Here is a 21,267-nt window from a genome sequence, read left to right as displayed (position 1 = left end):
ATTTTTTTATCAGCCTTTCAATGCCTTATTGTTATCAAATGTACTCTTTGACACCCAGTTTTCCATTATGCATTAGAAAGATGTTTTCTGCTAAGGCCAGCATTTCATCTTCACCAGGATACATATGAACCGGTGCTATGAAATTCGTTCTAGCGATAATTTCATTGGTAATTACTTCATCTCTAGCCATTCCTCCCGTTAGAAGAATCGCATCCACTTTTCCTTTAAGGACTGTTGCCATCTCGCCAATTAACTTTGACACTTGATAGGCCATCGCTTTAATGATTTCCAACGCATGATTGTCGCCTTCTGTAATTCTGTTGGCAACTTCTTTTCCATCATTAGTTCCTAGATAAGCTTTCATTCCTCCATTGCCCACGACATTGGAGAGCATATCATTTTGAGTATATTTATTGGAAAAGGCATCCCTTATGATGTCGCCAACAGGTAATGACCCTGATCTCTCTGGACTAAACGGGCCTTCACCATCCAATGCTTGATTTACGTCTATAACTCTTCCGTATTTATGAGCGCCAATTGATATTCCACCGCCAAGATGGGCTACAATCAATCTTAGTTTGTTGTATTCTGTATCCATCATTTCTGCATGCCTTCTTGCAATGGCTTTGTGATTGAGCGCGTGAAATATTGATTTACGCTCATAATTTGGATGTCCGGAAATACGTGCGATATCTTCCATCTCATCAACTACTACTGGGTCAGCTATATATGCTTTTTGCCCGATTTGAAGAGCGATATCATGAGCAATCAATGCTCCTAAATTGCTAGCGTGTTTTAAGGTGCTGGACTTCAGATCTTCAATCATTTTTTTATTGATTTGATAGATTCCTGAGGTAACAGGCTGAATAAGCCCTCCTCTGCTGATGATATAATCAAGTTGATTTACATCAATATTGCTTTCGTTTAGCCATTGAAGTATAATCATTTTTCTAAAATCATATTGTTCGTTGAGCGAAGCGAATTTAGAAAGTTCTTGAGAACTGTGATTTATTGATTTTTCAATGAGTGAAACTCTATTTTCGAAGACGGCCACTTTCGTAGAGGTGGAGCCAGGATTGATGACTAGAATTTTTATTTTTTTCATAGACTAAACTGATGCGGCAAGTATGATACTATAAAGTTTTGTAGCTTCTGAATCTGATCTTGATGTAAGCACAATGGGTACTGTTGCTCCAAGAATAACGCTGGCGACAAGTGCGTTGGCAAAGAAGACAAATGATTTGTAGAGAACATTTCCTGATTCAATTTCAGGAGCTAACAATATGTCTGCATCGCCTGCTACCTCGCTTAGAATGCCTTTGTGGACTTTGCTCTCAGGGCTAATCGCATTATCAAAGGCAAGTGGCCCATCGATGATGCAATCTTCTATCTGTCCTCTGCGACACATGATAGATAAGAGCGCGGCATCAAGAGTAGCTTGCATTTTTTCATTCACCATTTCTACAGCTGCTACAGCAGCAACTTTAGGTGTTTCAACTCCAAGCTTACGCAGAAATTCTACGGTGTTGTTTATTATATGTATCTTATCTTGAAGGCTGGGAGATATGTTCATTGCGGCGTCTGTAAGCGCCAGTAATTTGTGATACGCTGGAATTTCGAAAAGTGCGAAATGCGATAGGATTTTATTTTTTTTGAGTCCCCATTCTTTGTTAAGAACTCCTTTGAGCAATTTGGCCGTAGTGATTTTACCTTTCATCAAAATATCTGCTTTGCCATCTCTAATTAATTTAATAGAGTGTTCCACAATTTGATGCTCTTCTTTTAGGTCAACGATCTCTATATTTTTTGTATTGAAATCGATTGAATTGGCTATATTTTTGATTTTAATTTCATCTCCGACTAATATTGGATGAATAATTTGATTTTCCACGGCTAGTTTGACGGCTGAAAGAGAATGTTCATCCGCTGCTGAGCATAGGACTAAACGTTTAATTGTCCCATTTGATTTATAAAGCTGTTTTAGGTCGGCCAGTTTTTTTAACATAGTAGGTATGGTTTTGGGTTTTGAATTGATTGTCAATTTCCACTAATCTACCAAATCTAAAACGAAGATTTGCTCATTTAGATTATTTTAGAAAACTAACATGCAATTCTTGTTTGGCACTATTGTGTTCTAATGAAATATTATTTTGACATTAAGCTTATTTAAAGAATTTAAAATTATTATTAATTCAAAAATAATATCATAATATTTATTTTTGAATTTTATTTTCTTTATAATTATGCTTTCTAATTCATGTTAATAGAAGTAAAATAAAAGCTTTTGCTAAGATTAACGTTGATAAATTAGTGACTTTAGGTAAAGACTTGATTTAGTATAATTTATATAAATTCAAAGACATTGGGTATGACTACTGTAGAAAAAAAAGAGAGTTATTCGAATCCTACGAAGATTACGAAGACAAATTCAAAATATGAATGTTTGGACTGTGGGCATCAATTTGTAAGCTTAAGCGCAGCTAAGAGATGCACAAATTGCTGCTCTGAAGAGATTCATGCTATTCAAAGATAATCATTAAAAAAACTTAAAATAAAAAAGCCGGCGAGTTAACTCGCCGGCTTTTTTATTTAATTTATAAAGTTGTTTTTACCAAAACAACGCGTAAATCATCGCAATGAAGCCCATCAGTATAATTGAGCTAATATTGAAGATTGGAGTTGTTTTGAATAAGTCGCTGTTGATTTTGATACCTTTTTCATGTCCTTTGTCAAGTACAGAAACACCAATCATAATGGCGGAAAGAGTTATGAACACTATTCCCATTTGATCTAAAAATGGCATGTTAGGGAACAACCACTTGTCTATAGTCAAAGATATTGGAATAGAAAGCAATGCTACAGACAATGCCGCGTTTGCAGTTGCTCTTTTCCAGAAGAAACCAAAGATAAATATTACTACAACACCAGGGCTAATATATCCTGTGTATTTCTGAATATATTGAAAAGCTTGGTCTAGTACAGAAAGTTGGAATGCAATAGGAATAGCTATAATTAAAGCCACAGCACTTACAATTCTACCTACCATTACCAAATTCGCCTCAGATTTCTCTTTAGCAAAGTAGTTTTTATAGATGTCCATAGTGAAAATAGTTGAAACACTATTGATCATTGAGCTAAGCGATGATACTACTGCGGCTATCAATGCCGCAAAAGCCAAACCTTTGATGCCTACAGGAACGAAGGTATTTAATAACCAAGGATAAGCTTCATCAGGTTTTGCAATGTCTGCGGATAGAGCGAAAGCAGCGATACCTGGTATAACAACGATTAATGGAATGACTAATTTAAGAAATCCGGCAAATACTAAACCTGTCTGAGCTTCATTTACAGATTTTGCGGCTAAAGCTCTTTGAATGATGTACTGGTTGCATCCCCAATAGCTTATATTCGCTACCCACATTGCTCCCACAAGCACAGAAACTCCAGGAAGATCATTATATGAGGCATGCGTTTTTTCTAAAATCAAATCAAATTTTTGAGGAACTTCTTGGTACAACTTGAAAAGACCAGCCATGAATCCATTGCCATCAGAAACAGTGTCTAATGCTAAATAAGTTGTTATAAGTCCGCCGCCAATTAGAAAAATTACTTGTATCACATCAGTCCATACAACGGCTTTAAGACCTCCATAAACAGTATAAGCTGCTGAAAATAATGCTAATCCAATAATTCCGTACATTAAGTCTACACCCATTATGGTTTTAAGCGCCAAGGCACCTAAATAAAGGACAGATGTAAGGTTTACGAAAACATAAACTAATATCCAGAAAACCGCCATGCTCGTTCTAACTCTTGAATCATATCTTTTTTCAAGAAAGTGAGGCATAGTGTAAATTTTTTCTTTAAGGAAAATAGGCAAGAAAAATTTAGCTACTAGAATTAGTGTGATAGCAGCCATCCATTCATATGCAGCGATTCCTAGTCCAATCGCATATCCTGATCCTGACATGCCTATAAATTGTTCAGCAGAAATGTTGGAAGCGATTAGCGAAGCTCCAATGGCCCACCAAGGAAGTGATTTGCTGGCAAGAAAATAGTCTTCGGCATTCTTTTCATGCCCTTTTTTTTCTCTCGACATCCAAAGACCAACTCCCACAATTAGAAGGCAGTATCCTAAGAACACTGCAATGTCCGTGTACGAAAAACTCATTTTTGTAGATTTATTTTAGTTTGAAATTGTTTGCTTTATCAATGATTTGTATTAACAATCTCGTAAATATACAAAATAAATCTGTAAGTACATTATTAGGTCGGTTATGTACAATTTTAGTTTTTTGAACGGTAAAATAAAAAACTCCCCTTCCATATTTGAAAGAGGAGTTAGTATTAGTTGGTTATTTGAATAATATTCTAATTATTTCTTTTTGATCACTTTGCAGCCAACCAAAGCATAGTATAATATGTATAGTTCACCAACAAGAACGATGAAATATGTCATATGAAAACCTCCTAGCATATCAGCTAGACCACCTTGTAAAAGTGGCAGCACTGCTCCGCCAAAAACACCAATCATAAGAAGACCAGAACCCTGACTTGTATGAGGCCCAAGATCTTTGATCGCTAATGTAAATATACAAGGCCACATTACTGAATGGAACAAGCCCATCAATACAAATGCTCCAACACTAACTATTCCTTCGGTAACTAAACCAATACCGCATAATACTATAGCCGAGCTTACAGCGATAATCAATAGTTTGCGACCATCAATCCCTTTCAATACTGAACCTGATAGCAATCTACCAACCATCAATCCTCCCCAGTATAGAGAAGTCATTGTCGCAGCAAATGCTATTAGTGTGGTTCCTCCTCCAAGTATGCTTGGAAGTGATGCAACAGCATCCATAAATGTGGCATTCGCGCTAAGGTCGCCTGTTATGAAAAGAGTTAAGTTAGCTCCAACAGCCACTTCAACACCTACATAAAAGAAAATTGCAACGATTCCTAAAACAAGGTGTCTGAATTTCCACGCGCTTCCTTCAACTTTACCCTCGCCTTCATCATTTTTTGCAGTAGTGCCTGCGATTTCCGGTAAATGAAGCCTACTAACAACAAAAGCAATAATTAGTGTAGTGACAGTCAAGAAAATATAAGGCATATAAACAGCATCGACATGAACTACATCACTACCGAAAATTACCGCTGTTACAAATATTGGAGCCAACACAGTACCTAAAGAGTTGATGCCACCAGCTAAGTTCAATCTTGAGGCAGCCGACTCAGCAGGCCCTAATACTGAGATATATGGATTAATAACTACTTGCAAAGTAGTCAATGCAGCTCCCACAATAAATGATGCTACCAAGAAAATTCCAAATGATTCCAAATACGCAGCTCCTAGAAATGAAAGCATAGCCAAGGCAAGTATCCCTAAAGCAATGATTAGTGTTCCTTTGTACCCATACTTGTCCACAAGTTTACCTGCCGGTGTACCCATGATAGGATAAGCCAAAAAGAAGGAAAATGTAACTAGAGTAGTTTGTAAGTTGTTAAGATCGAAAACATCTTTTAATGGTCCTTGGAGTTGTTGGTTTACAACTGTAAGAAAACCAACGATGAAAAATAAAAAAACCATTATCAGAAATGGGACCGTATAATTTGTCTTCTCCTGCTGTTTTTTTGGAGAATGACTTTCTTTTGTGATAGTAGACATATATAAAATATTATATTATTTTAATAAGTGCTCAAATGAGTTCTCAATGTAAATATCCTAAATCAAGGCCTTAATTGAAAGTCATTATTGATGAAATTTTAACGTATAAGATGTCGGCTTAGTATCATTGTTTATGTTGAATTATTTTGTAATGGGTTGTATTTTAGGTTTTGATGGTTGTTAGGTTGTTTTCTGTTTAATTTTGATTTGTTAATATAGTATTGGTTTTGGGCGATGGAAATTTAAATTAAATTTGTTTTATAGGTGTAAATTATTTCTTGTAAATATAATAAATTTTATTTTTAAGATTAGAGTTGTTAATGGTTTCGCAAAGTTCAAACCAAGCACTATTTAAACATTTTAGAACTCTGAATATTTTTATAGGTGTAATGAAAGATAAGTTTATGAAGCCACCTAAAGATATACATCATCCAGTACATGATTTAATAGGTTCAAGATGGAGTCCAAGAGCATTTGATATTGGTAAAGAAATCTCTTCAAAAACGTTGCATTCATTATTGGAATCAGTTAGATGGGCGCCTTCAGGGTTTAATAATCAGCCTTGGCATTTAATTGTTGGGGACAAGCATAAATACCCTGAGAGTTACCAAATGATCATAGATGTTTTAGTTCCTTGGAATCAGCAATGGGCTATTACCGCGCCTTTATTGATTTTGACTGTCACAAGAGAAAAGTTCGAATTGACAGGAGAGCCTAATAAGCATAGTTGGTATGAATTGGGATTGGCTATTGGAAATCTGACTTTTCAAGTTATGCATGAAGGTCTTTACATGCATCAGATGGGTGGATTTTCTGAAGAGAAGGCAAGAGAGGTTTTTGACATACCATCAGAGTTTGCGCCTGTATCGGTAATAGCTATAGGTTACCGTGGAGATGTTGACCAACTTCCGAGAGAGATTAAAGAAAAAGAGTTCGAGCAACAAGAACGAAAACATCAAAAGGAATATGTTCATTTCGGAAAATGGTAAAATATGGGCTTTATAAAAACATTATTGTTGAAATCGAATTTATAGGGTATAACGAAAATTTGAATAGATGACTTACCTACCGCTACAACATAGAAACACTCATGCTCATAGAGCATTGCAAAGGAAAAGGTGTCTATCACCAGGTTGCAACGGAACGGCATCTGTCAATGATAGAAGGCCAGAAGCTGTTTCTCAGATGAAAGTTGCCAATACAGCAAATTCTAGCAAGTCTTCTAGTTCTGGCAAAGTGATCCAGAACATGATTGACACAAGTCCAAGGCTGACTATGCAAGCAAAATTCAATGAAGATTTCATAGGTTTTGATGGAGGCAGTATGGATATGCCTGTTCAGAGAGCCGCGATGCCAAGAAAGAATAGTACTGGTTTGCCGGATGGAGTATTGCAAAAAATGGAATCGTATTTTAATCATGATTTTTCAGATGTGAGATTCCATAAGAATTCCTCAACTGCGTCGAGTATAGGTGCACTGGCATTTGCTCAAGGCAATGATGTTCATGTTGCTCAAGGTTTTTTTAACCCAAGTACATCCAGAGGGCAACAATTAATTGGGCATGAATTGGCACACGTAGTCCAACAAAAGCAAGGTTTAGTTAGAGCTAATAGTAGTATTAATGGATTGCCATTAAATGATCAGCCTCATTTGGAAAGAGCAGCGGATATGCATGGATTAAAAGCTTCTATGCATAGCTTCTAGTTGAGATATTATTATAGATAATTATTAATAGCAAGACAAATTATTAAGGATTTTGATTCTGTTGGTTTGTGATTTGGAGACAAATAAAATAAGGAACACGATAGAAAGAGAATAACTTCATAGTATGAAAGAAAGAAAAATCACCGTTCATGATGCTAAATCAATGAGCGTTGATGAATTGGAAAAGCTCTTTAGTACTTCTGAGAAAATAGGTCTCAATGAGCATGAAGCTAGCCAAAGAAGAGAAAAATACGGTCCAAATAAGATTACAGAAGAGAAGCATAGCAAGCTTCTCATTTTTTTGAGCTTTTTCATTGGTCCAATACCTTTTACAATTGAGATAGCAGCAGTTCTTTCCGCAGTTGTTCAACATTGGAACGATCTTATCGTAATTTTAATATTATTGGTTTTTAACGCTGTGATAGGTTATTGGCAAAGATCGAAGGCTGATCAAGCTATTGGCGCTTTAAAGAATCAGTTGGCATTGAAAGCTATGGCTTTAAGGGATGGCCAGTGGAAAAGCTTGGATGCGGATCAATTGGTACCTGGAGATATTATCAGAATTCAGATGGGGGATATTATTCCTGCTGATGTTAAATTGGTGAAAGGAGATTTCCTAAGTGTTGACCAATCAGCGATGACAGGTGAGTCATTGGTCGTTCATAAAAAGATATCAGATGTCGCATATAGTGGCTCTGTTGCTAAAAAAGGGAATATGAAAGCCTTGGTTTTTGCCACTGGCACTCATACTTATTTTGGAAAGACAGCTGAGTTAGTCCAATCCGCCAAGAAGAAATCACATTTCAATCAAGCGATATTCAATATAGCTAAGGCTCTAGTGGTTATTAGTATCATATTGGCTATAGTATTGATTGTTTTCATGACGTTGAATCATGAAAGTTTCTTGACCGTCGTTCAGTTTGCTTTAATATTAGTTGTTGCATCTATACCAGTTGCAATGCCTGCTGTGTTGACAGTAATAATGGCAAATGGAGCCTCTGTATTAGCAAAAAAGGGAATTGTTGTTTCGCACTTAGAGTCTATTGAGGAAATGGCAGGTATGAATGTTTTGTGCACAGATAAAACAGGAACATTAACACAAAACAGACTTAGTTTTGGCGAATCGTATGTACATGATGCAAAAGACGAACAGGAATTGTTTTTTTCGGCAGCTTTGGCTTCAGAAGTAGATACAAAGGATCCGATTGATTCATTGATAGTATCAAAATACCGAGATGACAAGAATTTTTTAACAATGAAGTCCATGGAGGTCAAGTTTTCTCCTTTTGATCCTATCGTTAAAGAATCTATTTCCAAAATAGTAGAAAATAACGAAGACCCGAAAGAATTTGTAAAAGGAGCGCCTCAAAAGGTTCTTGAGGGGTTAAAACTGGATGATGAAATCAAAGAAGAAGCAATTCAAAGAGTTGAGCAATTTGCGAATAAAGGTTTAAGAACATTGGCTATTGCGATACGAAAAAAAAATGAAGATATTTTTTTAGGCTTAGTGTCATTGACGGATACGTTAAGAGAGGATACTATTGATACGATCTCAAGAGCAAGGCAGATGGGTATCGATGTTAAAATGATAACAGGAGATAATATTTCTATCGCTAAAGAAATCGGGGAGAAAGTCCATTTAGGGAAAAATGTTTTACATGCCACAGAAGCATTTGAGGGAATTAAAAATGCGAATCAACAGGTGCCTTATTATTTAGAGGAGAAAATTGAGAATGCGGATATATTCGCTGAAGTATTGCCAGAGCATAAATTTGATGTCGTAAAGATTTTGCAGAATCGAGGTCATATTGTGGGCATGACTGGGGATGGAGTAAATGATGCTCCGGCTTTAAAGCAAGCAGATACAGGAATAGCAGTTGAAGGCGCTACTGATGCGGCAAGATCTGCGGCTGGAGTTGTTTTGATGACGGAAGGCTTGAAGGTGATTATTGATGCTTTAGAAGAGTCTAGAAAAATATTTGAGAAGATGAACAGTTATGCTATGTATAGGATAACTGAGACAATTAGGATCATGGGATTTGTGGTTATATCTATGATGGCATTGAAAGTTTATCCTATTACCGCCATTATGATTATTTTATTGGCATTGTTTAATGATGTGCCTATACTGACGCTAGCATCTGATAATGTAATTGCCTCAAAAAAGCCCGTTCGCTGGGATATACGGAGATTAGTTAAATTTTCTTCATTTTTTGGCGTATACGGTATTATTGAAACGTGTTTAGCTTTATATATTGCCCATTTTCATTTTAAGTTGAGCACAGCAGAGTTACAAACATTTGTATTTTTAAAGCTCTCGATTGCAGGTCATTTGACATTATTTGTTACAAGAACGAAACGATTTTTTCTTAAAAGTCCATTTCCTTCTCAAGCTTTGATATGGAGCGCTGTTTCGACTAAATTAATGGTGACTGCTTTAGCTGTTATAGGTTTTGGTTTATTGACTCCAGTATCTTGGCAGATAGCTGTCTTCGTTTGGGTTTATTGCATCGCAGGAATATTCTTGCTGGAGTTTTTAAAGTTGTATTTGCTTAGTCGAGAGAAGCAAAAGCGCAGTTAATTTTAGTTTCGTCATATCAGCAAATTGTTAATATTAAACGATTTTTAATGCTTGCTGTATTTTCTTTATTAAATTTTCTTTTTTTTGTATTATCACTATTGTGTGAATCACCACTGTAGATAATCTTTTAAAGTTAAATAGCATAAATATGAAATGGGCGAATTTTCACAGCCATACAAAGTACTGTGATGGCAAAGGAGAAATACAAGAAATTGCGGAAGAAGCGATCAAAGCGGGATGTATTTCTTATGGGTTTTCATCACATGTTCCAGTACCTTTTGATAGTGTATGGAATATGAAAATGTCTGATTTAAAGAATTACCTTGCTGAGATTGATAATGCAAAGGAACAATACTCTTCTGATATTCAGTTATATAAATCCTTAGAGGTTGATTTTATTCCTAACCTAATAGGTCCTGAGAGCCAATGGATTAAAGACCTGAATTTGGATTATACGATAGGTTCAGTGCATTATGTGGATGCTTTTAAGGATGGAATGCCTTGGGAAATCGATGGCACATATAAATTGTTTTACAAGGGTTTCGATGAGATTTTTAATAAAGATATCAAGTCTGCAGTTAAAAGGTATTTTGAATTGACAAGAATGATGCTTGAAGATAGCCGACCGGATGTCTTAGGCCATATGGATAAGATAAGAATGCATTGCAAGAGTGGTGAGACATTTTTTGATGAGCAGGAAGGTTGGTATGTAGACGAAATTGATAAAACGTTGAATTTGGTAAAACAGAAAAATGTTATTGTTGAAATCAATACCAGAAGTATTTATAAAAAAGTAGCTGATGAGCCTTATCCTTCTGTTGAGACGATTAAGTTGGCAAGAGATAAGAAAATAGATTTTTGCTTGAATTCAGATTCCCATCATTATTCGGAAATCACCAAGGAATTTTCATTCACAGCATCTTTATTGCTTTCACTGGGCATAAAAACCATAAAGGTCTTTGTCAATGGAGAGTGGAAAGATTTTTATTTTAATGAACAAGGCCTTTTGGTTTAAAGAGTTTTATCATGGCTAATTTTTTATGGAATTTTTTCAAACCAAGGTCTAATAAAGATGCATTGGAAAGCAAAGCAATGCTTGACCTATTAAGAGGTCAGGATAGTTTTGTTCTAAATCGACAGTTTTGGTTATTTATTGTCAGTTCTGTGATCGCTTCTGTGGTGACATATTTGATGTTGCAAGCGGGCGTAGTACAACAAGCGTCATTGATGACAGGAATATTTGTTCTTGCAGGGTTGCTATGGGCAACAGAAGCATTGCCGCTTTTTGCTACCGCATTGTTGGTAATAGCTTTGGAAGTTGTGCTGTTGGCTAATCCTATTGGTTTGGATGGATTGGGATTTGCTAATGGAGATTCGCCTTCATATAGAAAGTTTTTCGCTCCTATTTCCAATCCAATCATTATTTTATTTTTGGGAGGTTTTGTGCTTGCTCAGGCATCAGTCAAAGAGGGAGTGGACAAGGCATTAGCTGGTTTTATATTAAAAGTTTTTGGAGGAAAGCCTGCAATGGTATTGTTGGGAATGATGTCAATTACTGCTATTTTTTCAATGTGGATGAGCAATACGGCGACGACTGCTATGATGATGACTTTGACAGTTCCAATGCTTGCTCAATTGCCTAAAGGAGAGCCAATACGCAAAGGAATAGTATTGTCTATTCCATTTGCAGCTAACATTGGAGGCTTGGGGACACCAATTGCATCTCCGCCGAATGCTGTGGCAGTTGGTGTATTAAGTGAGATAGGTCAGGATGTAGGTTTTTTGGATTGGATGAAAGTCGGAGTTCCATTGGCCGCGGTGTTATTGTTTATCGCTTGGGGTTTGTTATGGGTTTTTTATAAGCCATCATCCAAGGACATAGAGCTGAAGGTAGGCAAAGAAAAAATTGTAGGACGAGCTTGGTTTGTGATAGGTGTGTTTTCAGTGACTATTTTATTATGGTTGACAGAGAAAATTCATGGGATACCAACAGCTGTAGTCGCGTTGATACCAGTAGTGATGTTTACGGCGACAAATGTTCTAACTCGAAAAGATATTAATTCCTTAGAATGGAATATTTTGTTGTTGATTGCTGGAGGCATTGCTTTGGGAGAAGGAATGAGTATGACCGGTCTTGATAAAATAATCATTGGGAAAATACCATTGCAACCGGAAACTAGCGTAGCGGTTTTGACAGTTGCGACGTTGTTATTCAGCACATTTATGTCGAATACGGCCGCGTCCAATTTGATTTTGCCTATTGGGATAGCATTAGCTACGAGTATGGTGGGTGCGAATACTCCAACGCCTAAAGTAATTGGAATTAGTATCGCTTTGGTTGCCTCAATGGCCATGTCATTGCCTGTAAGTACTCCGCCGAATGTTATTGCTTATTCAAGCGGAGAAATAGAAACTAAGGATTTTCTTAAACTAGGTTCGATCATAGGATTTATCGGCTTGATTATCGTTTTGCTTTTTGGCGAAACATTGATTGAAATTTTCATAGGCAAGTAGATTTGATCATGAGAAAAATTGTGAATGTGCATAAGCACTCCATAGAGTCGGAAGATGAAGTTTGCATTCGAAATTTTTTTCCTAATGAAATAAATAATATGGCTAAAAGCTCATATTATTCAGTTGGTATTCATCCATGGTTTATAAAGCAAGAAAGCCTTGAAATCGAGCTGGAAGCAATTAAGAAATGTGCTGAAGATGAAAGTTTTTTGGCAGTGGGAGAATGCGGTTTGGATCGAGTTTGCAATACTGATTTTGATTTGCAAAGAAAAGTTTTTGTACAGCAAATTGCAATATCGGAAGCGGTTTCAAAACCAATGGTTATTCATTCGGTAAAGGCTTATTCAGACATATTGTCTTATCGCAAAAAAATGAAGTTGAACTGTCCTTGGATCATTCATGGTTTTCAAGGCAGTGTTCAAATTGCTGAGCAACTTATCGATAAGGGCTGCTTTTTGTCATTTGGAAAAGCGATTTTTAGAAGAAAAATTCAAGAGGTATTTGAACAGTTGCCATTGCAAAAATTGTTTCTTGAAACAGATGAAGATCAGATAAAGATTGCTAAAGTATTAGAGTCTGCTTCAGAAGTTCGAAATATGGAAAAGAACGAATTGAATTCAATTTTATGGGATAATTTTAGTCGTATTTTCGGCTTTTAGTTAAGGTTTTGCGTAAAATAAGTATACAAAGTGATATTTTTTAATTGAGCTATTATTGAAGTTTTTATAAAATTGCCAATTAAATTAAATTATGTTTTGTATTGCCAAATTTCTTGGTTAGTATTAAATAACGAATTGAAAATTTGAATTATTAAATTTTTGGATATGAGCACTCACTTGGTAAATGACTATTTGAAATACATCCTCATAAAGGAAAAAGGTGTTAAAGCTGATGAGAAGGCATTGCCTTTTATTACAATTTCAAGAGACGCTGGTTGTAATGCGCAAAATATAGCGGATAGGCTGGCTGAGATATTGAATGGAAAAACAGAGGAAGATTGGGTGGTGTTGGACAAAGAAATTCTTCAACAGGCTGCTCAAGAATTGAAGCTTCAAGAAAGTGAAATAACAAAACTGATTACTGAAGAGAGAAGTTTGGTAAAAGACATATTGTTGTCATTTTCCGATAACTATTATAATTTGTCAGACTCTAAGTTGAAGAAGACAATTATCGACTTGATTACATCTCACGCGAACAAAGGTCATATTATTTTCATAGGCAGAGCTGCTGAAATGATAACGCAACATTATCCTAATGGCATCAATGTTCATTTGACAGCGCCAAAAAGCTGGAGAATAGATCAGTTGGCTAAAGACCATGATGTAAGCGTAGATAAAGCTGAGGAGATTCTAAACGAAATCGATAATAATAGAAACAAGTATAGAGATTTGTTTACTACAAAGGAGACAGAAGAACCTACTTATGATATCTCAATTAATATGGCTCAAATCAATGAGAATCAAATATTGAATATGATTTTAGAGCAATATAGAGCTTTGAGTTAATTAATATTCTATTAAAAATAATATTTGAGCCACTTTGTGTGGCTCTTTTTGTTCTATCCTATCATTTTCTTAAATGGTAGTAGTTTTCAAAAATCACTTTAATTTTTTAATTACATTTTTCGTCGAACCCTAAAACGGATTATTATGGAAAAAATTGAATCTTTCGAACAGTATCAGCAAATACATAAAAAGAGTGTTGAAAATCCAGAGGAATTTTGGGCTGAAATAGCATCCACTTATTCATGGAAGAAGCAATGGGACAATGTGCTTGATTGGGAATTTGATACTCCGGATGTGAAATGGTTTCAAGGAGGAACTTTAAATATAACTGAAAATTTGTTGGATAGGCATTTGGCTTCCAGAGGCAATAAGCTAGCATTGATTTGGGAACCCAATGATCCAAAAGAAAAATTTGTAAGGTATACGTATAAAGAGCTTCATGAGAAAGTTTGCCAGTTTGCTAATGTATTGAAAAACAATGGCGCTAAAAAGGGAGACAGAATATGTATTTACATGCCGATGATTCCTGATTTGGCTATTGCTGTTATGGCTTGTGCTCGTATTGGAGCTGTCCATTCGGTGGTGTTCGCTGGTTTTTCCGCGCATGCTTTATCTGATCGTATCAATGATGCCGCTTGCAATATTGTTATTACCTCAGATGGATTGTTTAGAGGAGCAAAAGAGATACCTGTAAAGAGAGTTGTGGACGAGGCTCTGAATACATGCGATACAGTTGATAAAGTAATTGTGGCTGAGCGAGTGGGATGGATGCCGAATATGGTCGAAGGCAGGGATGTTTGGTTGCATGATGAGCTTGAAAAAGCTGATAAATATTGTGAAGCGGAGGAAATGAATGCCGAAGATCCGTTGTTTATACTTTATACTTCAGGATCTACTGGAAAGCCTAAGGGAATCATGCATACGTGCGGGGGATATATGGTTTATGCCGGTTACTCTTTCAAGCAAGTTTTTCAATATGATGAGAGCGATATTTATTGGTGTACAGCAGATATTGGTTGGATCACCGGGCATACCTATATAGTTTATGGACCATTATTAAATGGTGCAACTACAGTAATGTTTGAGGGAGTGCCTACTTTTCCAGATGCGGGACGATTCTGGCAAGTAGTTGATAAATATGGAGTAAACCAATTTTACACAGCTCCTACAGCTATTAGAGCATTGATGGCTCATGGTGTTGACCATGTGTTGTCATATAGTTTGGATTCCCTCAAGGTTTTAGGCTCTGTTGGAGAGCCAATTAATGAGGAAGCATGGAATTGGTACCATATTCATGTTGGAAAAGAAAGATGCCCAATCGTTGACACATGGTGGCAAACGGAAACAGGAGGGATAATGATTTCAGGCTTAGGAAGTTCAAGCCCTATGAAGCCGGCTCATGCAGGTTATCCATTGCCGGGAATTCAACCTGTGTTGCTTGACAAAGATGGTAATGAGATAGAGGAAAATGGAGTGGAAGGCTATTTGGCTGTCAAACATCCTTGGCCGTCTATGCTAAGGACGATTTGGGGAGATCACAATAGATGTCAAAAAACTTATTTTTCTCATTATAATGGTTACTACTTCACTGGTGATGGAGCCAAAAGAGATGAGAATGGGATGTATAGAATCATCGGACGTGTGGATGATGTGATTAATGTTTCTGGACATAGATTTGGTACTGCGGAAATTGAGAATGCAATAAACAGAAACGAAAAAGTAGTGGAATCTGCTGTTGTGGGGTATCCGCATGAAATCAAAGGCCAAGGAATTTACGCATATGTGGTTTGCTCGGACGTTGAAAGCGATGAGGAAATTTTAAAAGCTGAAATTATTGAGACTGTTGTTGAGGAAATCGGTAAAATCGCCAAGCCTGAAAAAATACAGATTGTGCCTAATTTGCCAAAGACAAGATCTGGTAAGATCATGAGGAGAATTTTGAGAAAAATTGCTGAGGGTGATACATCTTCATTGGGAGATACATCAACTTTATTGGATCCTGATGTGGTTGAAAAGATTAAAGAAGGAGCTAAACTATTGGAAGTGTAGTTTAAATATAAGAAGCATATAAAAATAAAGGCTGGTGTTATCACTGGCCTTTTTTGTTGAATTTTAATAAAATAATTTCAATTTATATATTATTAACCTTATTTTATTGGTTTGAGGGGCTAATACTTTTTTATGAAAAATAATACGAATAATAAATCCTGGTCATGGATCCCAACATTATATTTTACGGAAGGACTACCTTATATTTTAATCATGTCCGTATCGGTGACGATGTACAAAAATCTAGGTGTAAGCAATGAGGATATTGCTTTCTATACGAGTTGGTTGTACTTGCCATGGGTGATTAAGCCGTTTTGGAGTCCATTTGTAGATATTATAAAAACGAAGCGATGGTGGATCGTCACTATGCAATTATTCATGGGGGCATTGTTTGGTATAGTAGCGTTTACATTAACGACAGATTTTTATTTCAATTTGTCAATGGCTGTATTAGCTTTGATGGCTTTTAGTTCTGCCACACATGATATTGCGGCTGATGGCTTTTATATTCAAGCGTTGGATTCTCATTCCCAGAGTTACTTTGTCGGGATTAGAAGCACATTTTATAGAGTTGCGATGATTTTTGGTCAAGGCTTTATGGTGTATTTGGCAGGACAATTAAACAGTACTTTTGGCAATATGAAGACCGCATGGATGATAGTCTTTTTGATTTCATCAGGTATTTTGGTAATTGTTGGTTTTTATCATAAATGGGTTTTGCCGAAACAAAAAGCTCCTACAAATAATGATGTACAGGGAAATAATGAGAGAGCCTCATACTGGAATGCGATCAAGACCTTTTTTCTTAAAGATGGCATAATCTTAAGCATACTTTTTATTCTTTCTTATCGACTGGGTGAAGCGCAGTTAGTGAAGATCATAAGTCCATTTTTATTGGATGGAAATGAAGCTGGTGGCATGGGTATGGATAATGAGCAAGTGGGAGTTTCTTATGGAACGATTGGAGTGATAGCTTTGGTGATTGGAGGGATATTAGGTGGAAATGTAATAGCGAAATATGGCCTGAAAAGGTGTTTATTGATAATGATTTTATCACTAAATCTGCCAAATGCTTTGTATATGTTGTTGGCTTATTATATGCCTCAAAATGATTATATTTTGACTATTGTAATTTCTTTAGAGCAATTTGGCTATGGATTTGGCTTTGCGGGATTTCTGGTTTATTTAATGTATTTGTCTCAAGGCAAGTACCAAACAACTCATTATGCTTTATGCACTGGCTTGATGGCTTTAGGGATGATGATTCCGGGAATGTTTAGCGGAATGTTGCAGGAAGAATTGGGGTATCCATTATTTTTTGGATGGGTATTGGCTTGCTCATTGCCATGTTTATTATTGTTGAAATTTTTAAAAATAGATCCTGATTTTGGAAGAAAGTTGTAATCATAATCAATGTTGTCATCATGGGAAATCGCCATTATTCATGCATTTGAAAGATCATGAATGGGTGGAATCAATGATGTCTCGGATGACTTTAGAGCAAAAGGTGGCGCAAAGTATTTTTGTCGCAGGTTTTGCTCATTCTAATAAATGCAATGAAGAAGAACTTGCTGAATATGTTGATGACCTGAGTATTGGTGGAATCACATTCTTTCAAGGAGAGGTTAGAAAACAAGCTCAGTTGATCAATTATTTGCAAGAGAAAAGTCGTTTTCCATTGATGATGACTATCGATGCAGAGTGGGGTTTGGGAATGAGGCTTTCAGATGCTGATGATTATCCTTATCAGATTGCACTAGGAGCAATAGAGGATAACGCCAATGTATATTGGTTTGGCGATAGAATTGCGAAGCAATGCAAAGCATTGGGATTTCATTCTGCATTGGGACCTGTTATTGACATTAATAACAACCCTGATAATCCTGTAATAAGCTTCAGGTCATTTGGCGAAGATAAAAATGACGTGCTAGAGAAGGCAAATAAGATCGTTACAGCATATAAATTAAATAGGCTGTTGGACTGTATTAAGCATTTTCCAGGACATGGAGATACTCATATTGATTCTCATTTAGAATTGCCTGTTTTGGAGTTTGATAATGAAAGACTTGAAGCAGTAGAGTTATTTCCTTTTAAAAAATTAATAGATGAAGGTGCTTCCTCGGTAATGGTCGCTCACTTGAAAGTCAAAGCATGGGATGACTTACCTGTTTCAATTTCAAAAAAAATTATCAAAGAAAAGCTGCGAGAAGAGTTGGGCTTTGAAGGCTTGGTGATAAGCGATGCTTTGGATATGGGAGCTTTGACTAGTTTATATAGTCGCGATGAAATCGGTTATATGGCTTATAATGCTGGGAATGACATTCTTTTGAATTGCCCCGAGCCAAGATCGACAATAGGTAAAGTTTTTTCAGCGGTTGAAAAGGGAGATATTTCTCTAGAGGAAGTAGAAAGTAAATGCAGGCGAATATTAGCAGCGAAACTTTGGCTAGGTCTTTCTGAAGATCAACATTTGGATATTGATCAAGTGGAAAATTTTTTAAAAAATGATCAGGAGGCATTGATTTTAAATAAAAAGCTAGCCGAATATTCATTGACTTTATTGAAAAATGATGACAACAGGCTTCCATTTAGAAAACCCGAAGTTAAAGATTTGGCAATTTTATATATTAATAATCAACAGAGGACAAGAACTGTTAGGGAAGAAGTAGCGCATCATTTGATCGCATTGGAGAATGATGAGAAGGATGAGCTTGCTTTATTGGAGCAATATTATTTGGGAGCGGATATTCATATGCTCAGTGGGGGCGAATCATATGAAGACATTCATAGCCTGATTGGCTCAAAGAGTCCTGTGTTGATTTTTCGAAATGGAAATATGAAGCCGTTTAATAATTTTGATATTAGTGATGAGTTGATTGGGCTAGTGGATGATGTTCTAGAGAAAACTAATGGAGTTTTTATGTTTTTAGGCAACCCTCTGGCTTTGCAGTGTTTTAAAAAGCTACTGTCAGCTTCAGTCATTTTAATGGGATATCAGTCTTCTGCATTTACGCTTGAAGCAATAGTTAGAGCTTCCTGTGGTTGGGGGAAAGTTAATGGAAAACTCCCGGTAAATATTGGAAATATTTTCAGAGCAGGCGAGCGGATAGGTCTTTATTGAATTTTTTGTAATAATTTTAATATATTTGTGCGTTAAAATAATTACGAAAGAGAATATAAGAATTAGTTGATGGAAACGTGGTTTGAGCGTACAGAGCTTTTGTTGGGTGAGGATCAAGTGAAGAAACTCAATGATGCGAACGTGCTTGTGATAGGTTTAGGCGGAGTAGGTGGTATATGCGCGGAAATGATTGGCAGGTCAGGCGTTGGCAAAATGACAATTATCGATGGAGACACAGTTGCTAGAAGCAATCGAAATAGGCAAATAGCTGCACTTTCTTCTACCGAAGGGAAACTAAAAAGTGAGATTATGCGTGAAAGGTTAATAGATATTAATCCGGATTTAGATCTTACGGTAATTTCCGAATACATAGAAGCGGAGGAAATGGGCAACTTGCTTGATCAACCATTTGACTATGTTGTCGACTGTATTGATACTCTGGCTCCTAAGATAGTTTTTATTTCGGAAGCTTTGAAAAGGGGGCATAATTTAGTCAGCTCTATGGGTGCAGGAGGTAAAATAGACCCGACGCAAGCTAGAGTCGCTAATTTATGGGATACTTATAATTGCAAGTTGGCATTTTTTGTACGTAAGCGTTTAAGAAGAATGGGTGTTGAGGAGAAGAGGTTTCCTGTAGTTTTTTCACCAGAGGCGATCGATAAATCTCGAGTTTATGAAGCTGAGGGTAAGAATAAAAAATCAGTGATTGGGACTTTGTCTGTACTTCCAGCGACATTTGGTGTTTTTTGCGCTTCTTTGGTTATAAGAGGCATATTAGGTGAAAAGTTAATCTAAACATAAATCCAAGGTTTGTGCCTTGGTTTGATTTTTGGCTAAATTTTATTTTTCAGATATATTTCAACGGTAGAAAGTATGAATATAAGGAAAGCGTATAGCTTTGACGATGTATTGATTGTACCTAAGTACAATAAGATCAAGTCGCGACAAAATGTAGTTTTTAAGACTAAAGTGACTAGAAATCATGATATCGATATACCTTTGGTAATCGCTAACATGGATACTATATGTGAAAGTACCATGGCTATAGCTGTAGGGAAATTGGGAGGACTGGGAGTTATTCATAGGTTTTTGACAATTGAAGAGCAAGCCAATGAAATTCGCAAAGTAAAAGAAAGTGGACTTTTGACTGCGGCGGCATTAGGAGTCAAGGATTATGAGGAGCGATTAGCCGCTTTGGATGTCGAGGGAGTTGACATTATCGTTTTGGATATCGCTCATGGACATAGTGAATCCGCTAAGGATGCTCTTTTGTATATTAAAGATAAATATCCCGCTATTGATGTCATGTGCGGCAATATTGCCTCAAAGGAAGCCGCTCAGGATTTATTGGATTGGGGAGCTGATGCGATAAAAGTGGGTGTAGGCCCAGGGTCGATGTGCACAACAAGAATTATGACGGGGTGTGGGGTTCCGCAACTTACAGCTATTGATGAAGTGTATCAAGTTGTAGGAGACCAAGTGCCAATTTGCGCTGATGGAGGAATCAAACAAGCTGGTGACATTGTTAAGGCAATAGGAGCAGGAGCTGATAATGTGATGATTGGCTCTTTGGTTAGTGGCACCGTTGAGACTCCCGGCGATATTGTTCAGGTAAAAGGCAAGCCGTTTAAAATATATCGAGGAATGGCTAGTTTTGACGCTGCTATCCAAAAGCTTGAAAAAGACAATCAAAAGACAAAAGAAGTTATAAGCATAGAAGGCGAGAAAACGAAAGTACCTTTTAGAGGTCCTGTGCAAAATATCATTAAGAAACTTTTAGGAGGTTTGGCTTCTGGCATGACTTATAATGGTGTTTTAACTATTGATAAACTAAAGGCCAATGTTGAGTTTGTTGAGATCACAACTTCTGGCTTGTATGAGAGCAAAGCTCACGGCTTGGTCAAGTAGTTTTTAAAATACATAAATTTTATAATAAGAAGAAAGAGGCTATATAATAGGCCTCTTTTTTTGTGAATAAATATGTAATAATTTGAATGATATTATATTTTTTTATTCAAAATAATTATATAGCACGGTTTAATTTTTGGAATGTCTATATTGATGAAATTCCTTATTTACTAAAGGGGAGAGGTCATTTGAAGCATTTTATATTCAGATT

The 21,267-nt window shown here is 36.4% G+C and carries 17 protein-coding genes; 13 read left to right on the top strand and 4 right to left on the bottom strand.

The genetic code is table 11. The annotated features are described in order from the left end of the window. Positions 1-34: 34 nt before the first annotated feature. A complete protein-coding gene (gene buk, locus AABK36_RS24120) occupies positions 35-1,105 on the bottom strand; it encodes a butyrate kinase (RefSeq protein ID WP_309942698.1) in 1,071 nt (356 codons plus the stop codon). A gap of 3 nt (positions 1,106-1,108) precedes the next feature. Further along, positions 1,109-2,005 (bottom strand): bifunctional enoyl-CoA hydratase/phosphate acetyltransferase, encoded by an 897-nt coding sequence (locus tag AABK36_RS24115; RefSeq protein WP_309942700.1) that lies wholly within the window; start codon positions 2,003-2,005, stop codon positions 1,109-1,111. Positions 2,006-2,368: 363 nt separating this feature from the next. Between AABK36_RS24115 and AABK36_RS24110 the strand changes: the two genes are divergently transcribed. After that, the gene (locus AABK36_RS24110; protein WP_309942702.1) at positions 2,369-2,533 is read left to right on the top strand and encodes a hypothetical protein; all 165 of its coding nucleotides are present in this window, start codon (positions 2,369-2,371) and stop codon (positions 2,531-2,533) included. A 75-nt stretch (positions 2,534-2,608) separates the two neighbouring features. Here the strand turns inward: AABK36_RS24110 and AABK36_RS24105 are convergent, their stop codons facing one another. Both AABK36_RS24105 and AABK36_RS24100 read right to left on the bottom strand, forming a co-directional pair. Beyond that, complete coding sequence (locus tag AABK36_RS24105; protein ID WP_309942703.1) at positions 2,609-4,171, bottom strand: sodium/sugar symporter; 1,563 nt, start codon at positions 4,169-4,171, stop codon at positions 2,609-2,611. A 204-nt stretch (positions 4,172-4,375) separates the two neighbouring features. Further along, positions 4,376-5,674 (bottom strand): sugar MFS transporter, encoded by a 1,299-nt coding sequence (locus tag AABK36_RS24100; protein ID WP_309942704.1) that lies wholly within the window; start codon positions 5,672-5,674, stop codon positions 4,376-4,378. A gap of 404 nt (positions 5,675-6,078) precedes the next feature. Here AABK36_RS24100 and AABK36_RS24095 point away from each other — a divergent pair, with 404 nt between their 5' ends. From AABK36_RS24095 to AABK36_RS24040, 12 genes are all read left to right on the top strand, one after another. Next, positions 6,079-6,663 (top strand): nitroreductase family protein, encoded by a 585-nt coding sequence (locus AABK36_RS24095; protein WP_309942706.1) that lies wholly within the window; start codon positions 6,079-6,081, stop codon positions 6,661-6,663. 67 nt (positions 6,664-6,730) lie between these two features. Further along, complete coding sequence (locus tag AABK36_RS24090) at positions 6,731-7,378, top strand: eCIS core domain-containing protein (RefSeq protein ID WP_309942709.1); 648 nt, start codon at positions 6,731-6,733, stop codon at positions 7,376-7,378. 124 nt (positions 7,379-7,502) lie between these two features. Next, positions 7,503-9,959: a plasma-membrane proton-efflux P-type ATPase gene (locus AABK36_RS24085; RefSeq protein WP_309942711.1), complete on the top strand. Its 2,457-nt coding sequence runs from the start codon at positions 7,503-7,505 to the stop codon at positions 9,957-9,959. Positions 9,960-10,107: 148 nt separating this feature from the next. Continuing rightward, complete coding sequence (locus AABK36_RS24080; RefSeq protein WP_309942713.1) at positions 10,108-10,974, top strand: histidinol-phosphatase; 867 nt, start codon at positions 10,108-10,110, stop codon at positions 10,972-10,974. Positions 10,975-10,985: 11 nt separating this feature from the next. Next, positions 10,986-12,473 carry an SLC13 family permease gene (locus AABK36_RS24075; protein WP_309942715.1) on the top strand — a complete coding sequence of 496 codons (1,488 nt, stop codon included), beginning with the start codon at positions 10,986-10,988 and terminating at the stop codon, positions 12,471-12,473. 8 nt (positions 12,474-12,481) lie between these two features. Beyond that, positions 12,482-13,132 (top strand): TatD family hydrolase, encoded by a 651-nt coding sequence (locus tag AABK36_RS24070; RefSeq protein WP_309942716.1) that lies wholly within the window; start codon positions 12,482-12,484, stop codon positions 13,130-13,132. Between the two features lie 165 nt (positions 13,133-13,297). Next, positions 13,298-13,978 carry a cytidylate kinase-like family protein gene (locus AABK36_RS24065; RefSeq protein ID WP_309942719.1) on the top strand — a complete coding sequence of 227 codons (681 nt, stop codon included), beginning with the start codon at positions 13,298-13,300 and terminating at the stop codon, positions 13,976-13,978. 144 nt (positions 13,979-14,122) lie between these two features. Further along, a complete protein-coding gene (gene acs / locus AABK36_RS24060; protein ID WP_309942721.1) occupies positions 14,123-16,027 on the top strand; it encodes an acetate--CoA ligase in 1,905 nt (634 codons plus the stop codon). Between the two features lie 132 nt (positions 16,028-16,159). After that, positions 16,160-17,431: an MFS transporter gene (locus AABK36_RS24055; RefSeq protein ID WP_309942723.1), complete on the top strand. Its 1,272-nt coding sequence runs from the start codon at positions 16,160-16,162 to the stop codon at positions 17,429-17,431. Between the two features lie 40 nt (positions 17,432-17,471). Further along, complete coding sequence (locus AABK36_RS24050) at positions 17,472-19,148, top strand: glycoside hydrolase family 3 protein (protein WP_309942725.1); 1,677 nt, start codon at positions 17,472-17,474, stop codon at positions 19,146-19,148. A gap of 69 nt (positions 19,149-19,217) precedes the next feature. Further along, a complete protein-coding gene (locus tag AABK36_RS24045; RefSeq protein WP_309942727.1) occupies positions 19,218-19,943 on the top strand; it encodes a tRNA threonylcarbamoyladenosine dehydratase in 726 nt (241 codons plus the stop codon). Between the two features lie 78 nt (positions 19,944-20,021). Beyond that, on the top strand, positions 20,022-21,056 hold the full coding sequence (locus AABK36_RS24040; RefSeq protein WP_309942728.1) for a guanosine monophosphate reductase: 1,035 nt from the start codon (positions 20,022-20,024) through the stop codon (positions 21,054-21,056). Positions 21,057-21,267 lie beyond the last annotated feature (211 nt).

The sequence above is a fragment of the Aureibacter tunicatorum genome (genome assembly GCF_036492635.1).
GTDB lineage: Bacteria > Bacteroidota > Bacteroidia > Cytophagales > Cyclobacteriaceae > Aureibacter > Aureibacter tunicatorum.
The sequence above is the reverse complement of the archived record's forward strand: the minus strand, read 5'-3'. Positions and strand labels throughout refer to the sequence as shown.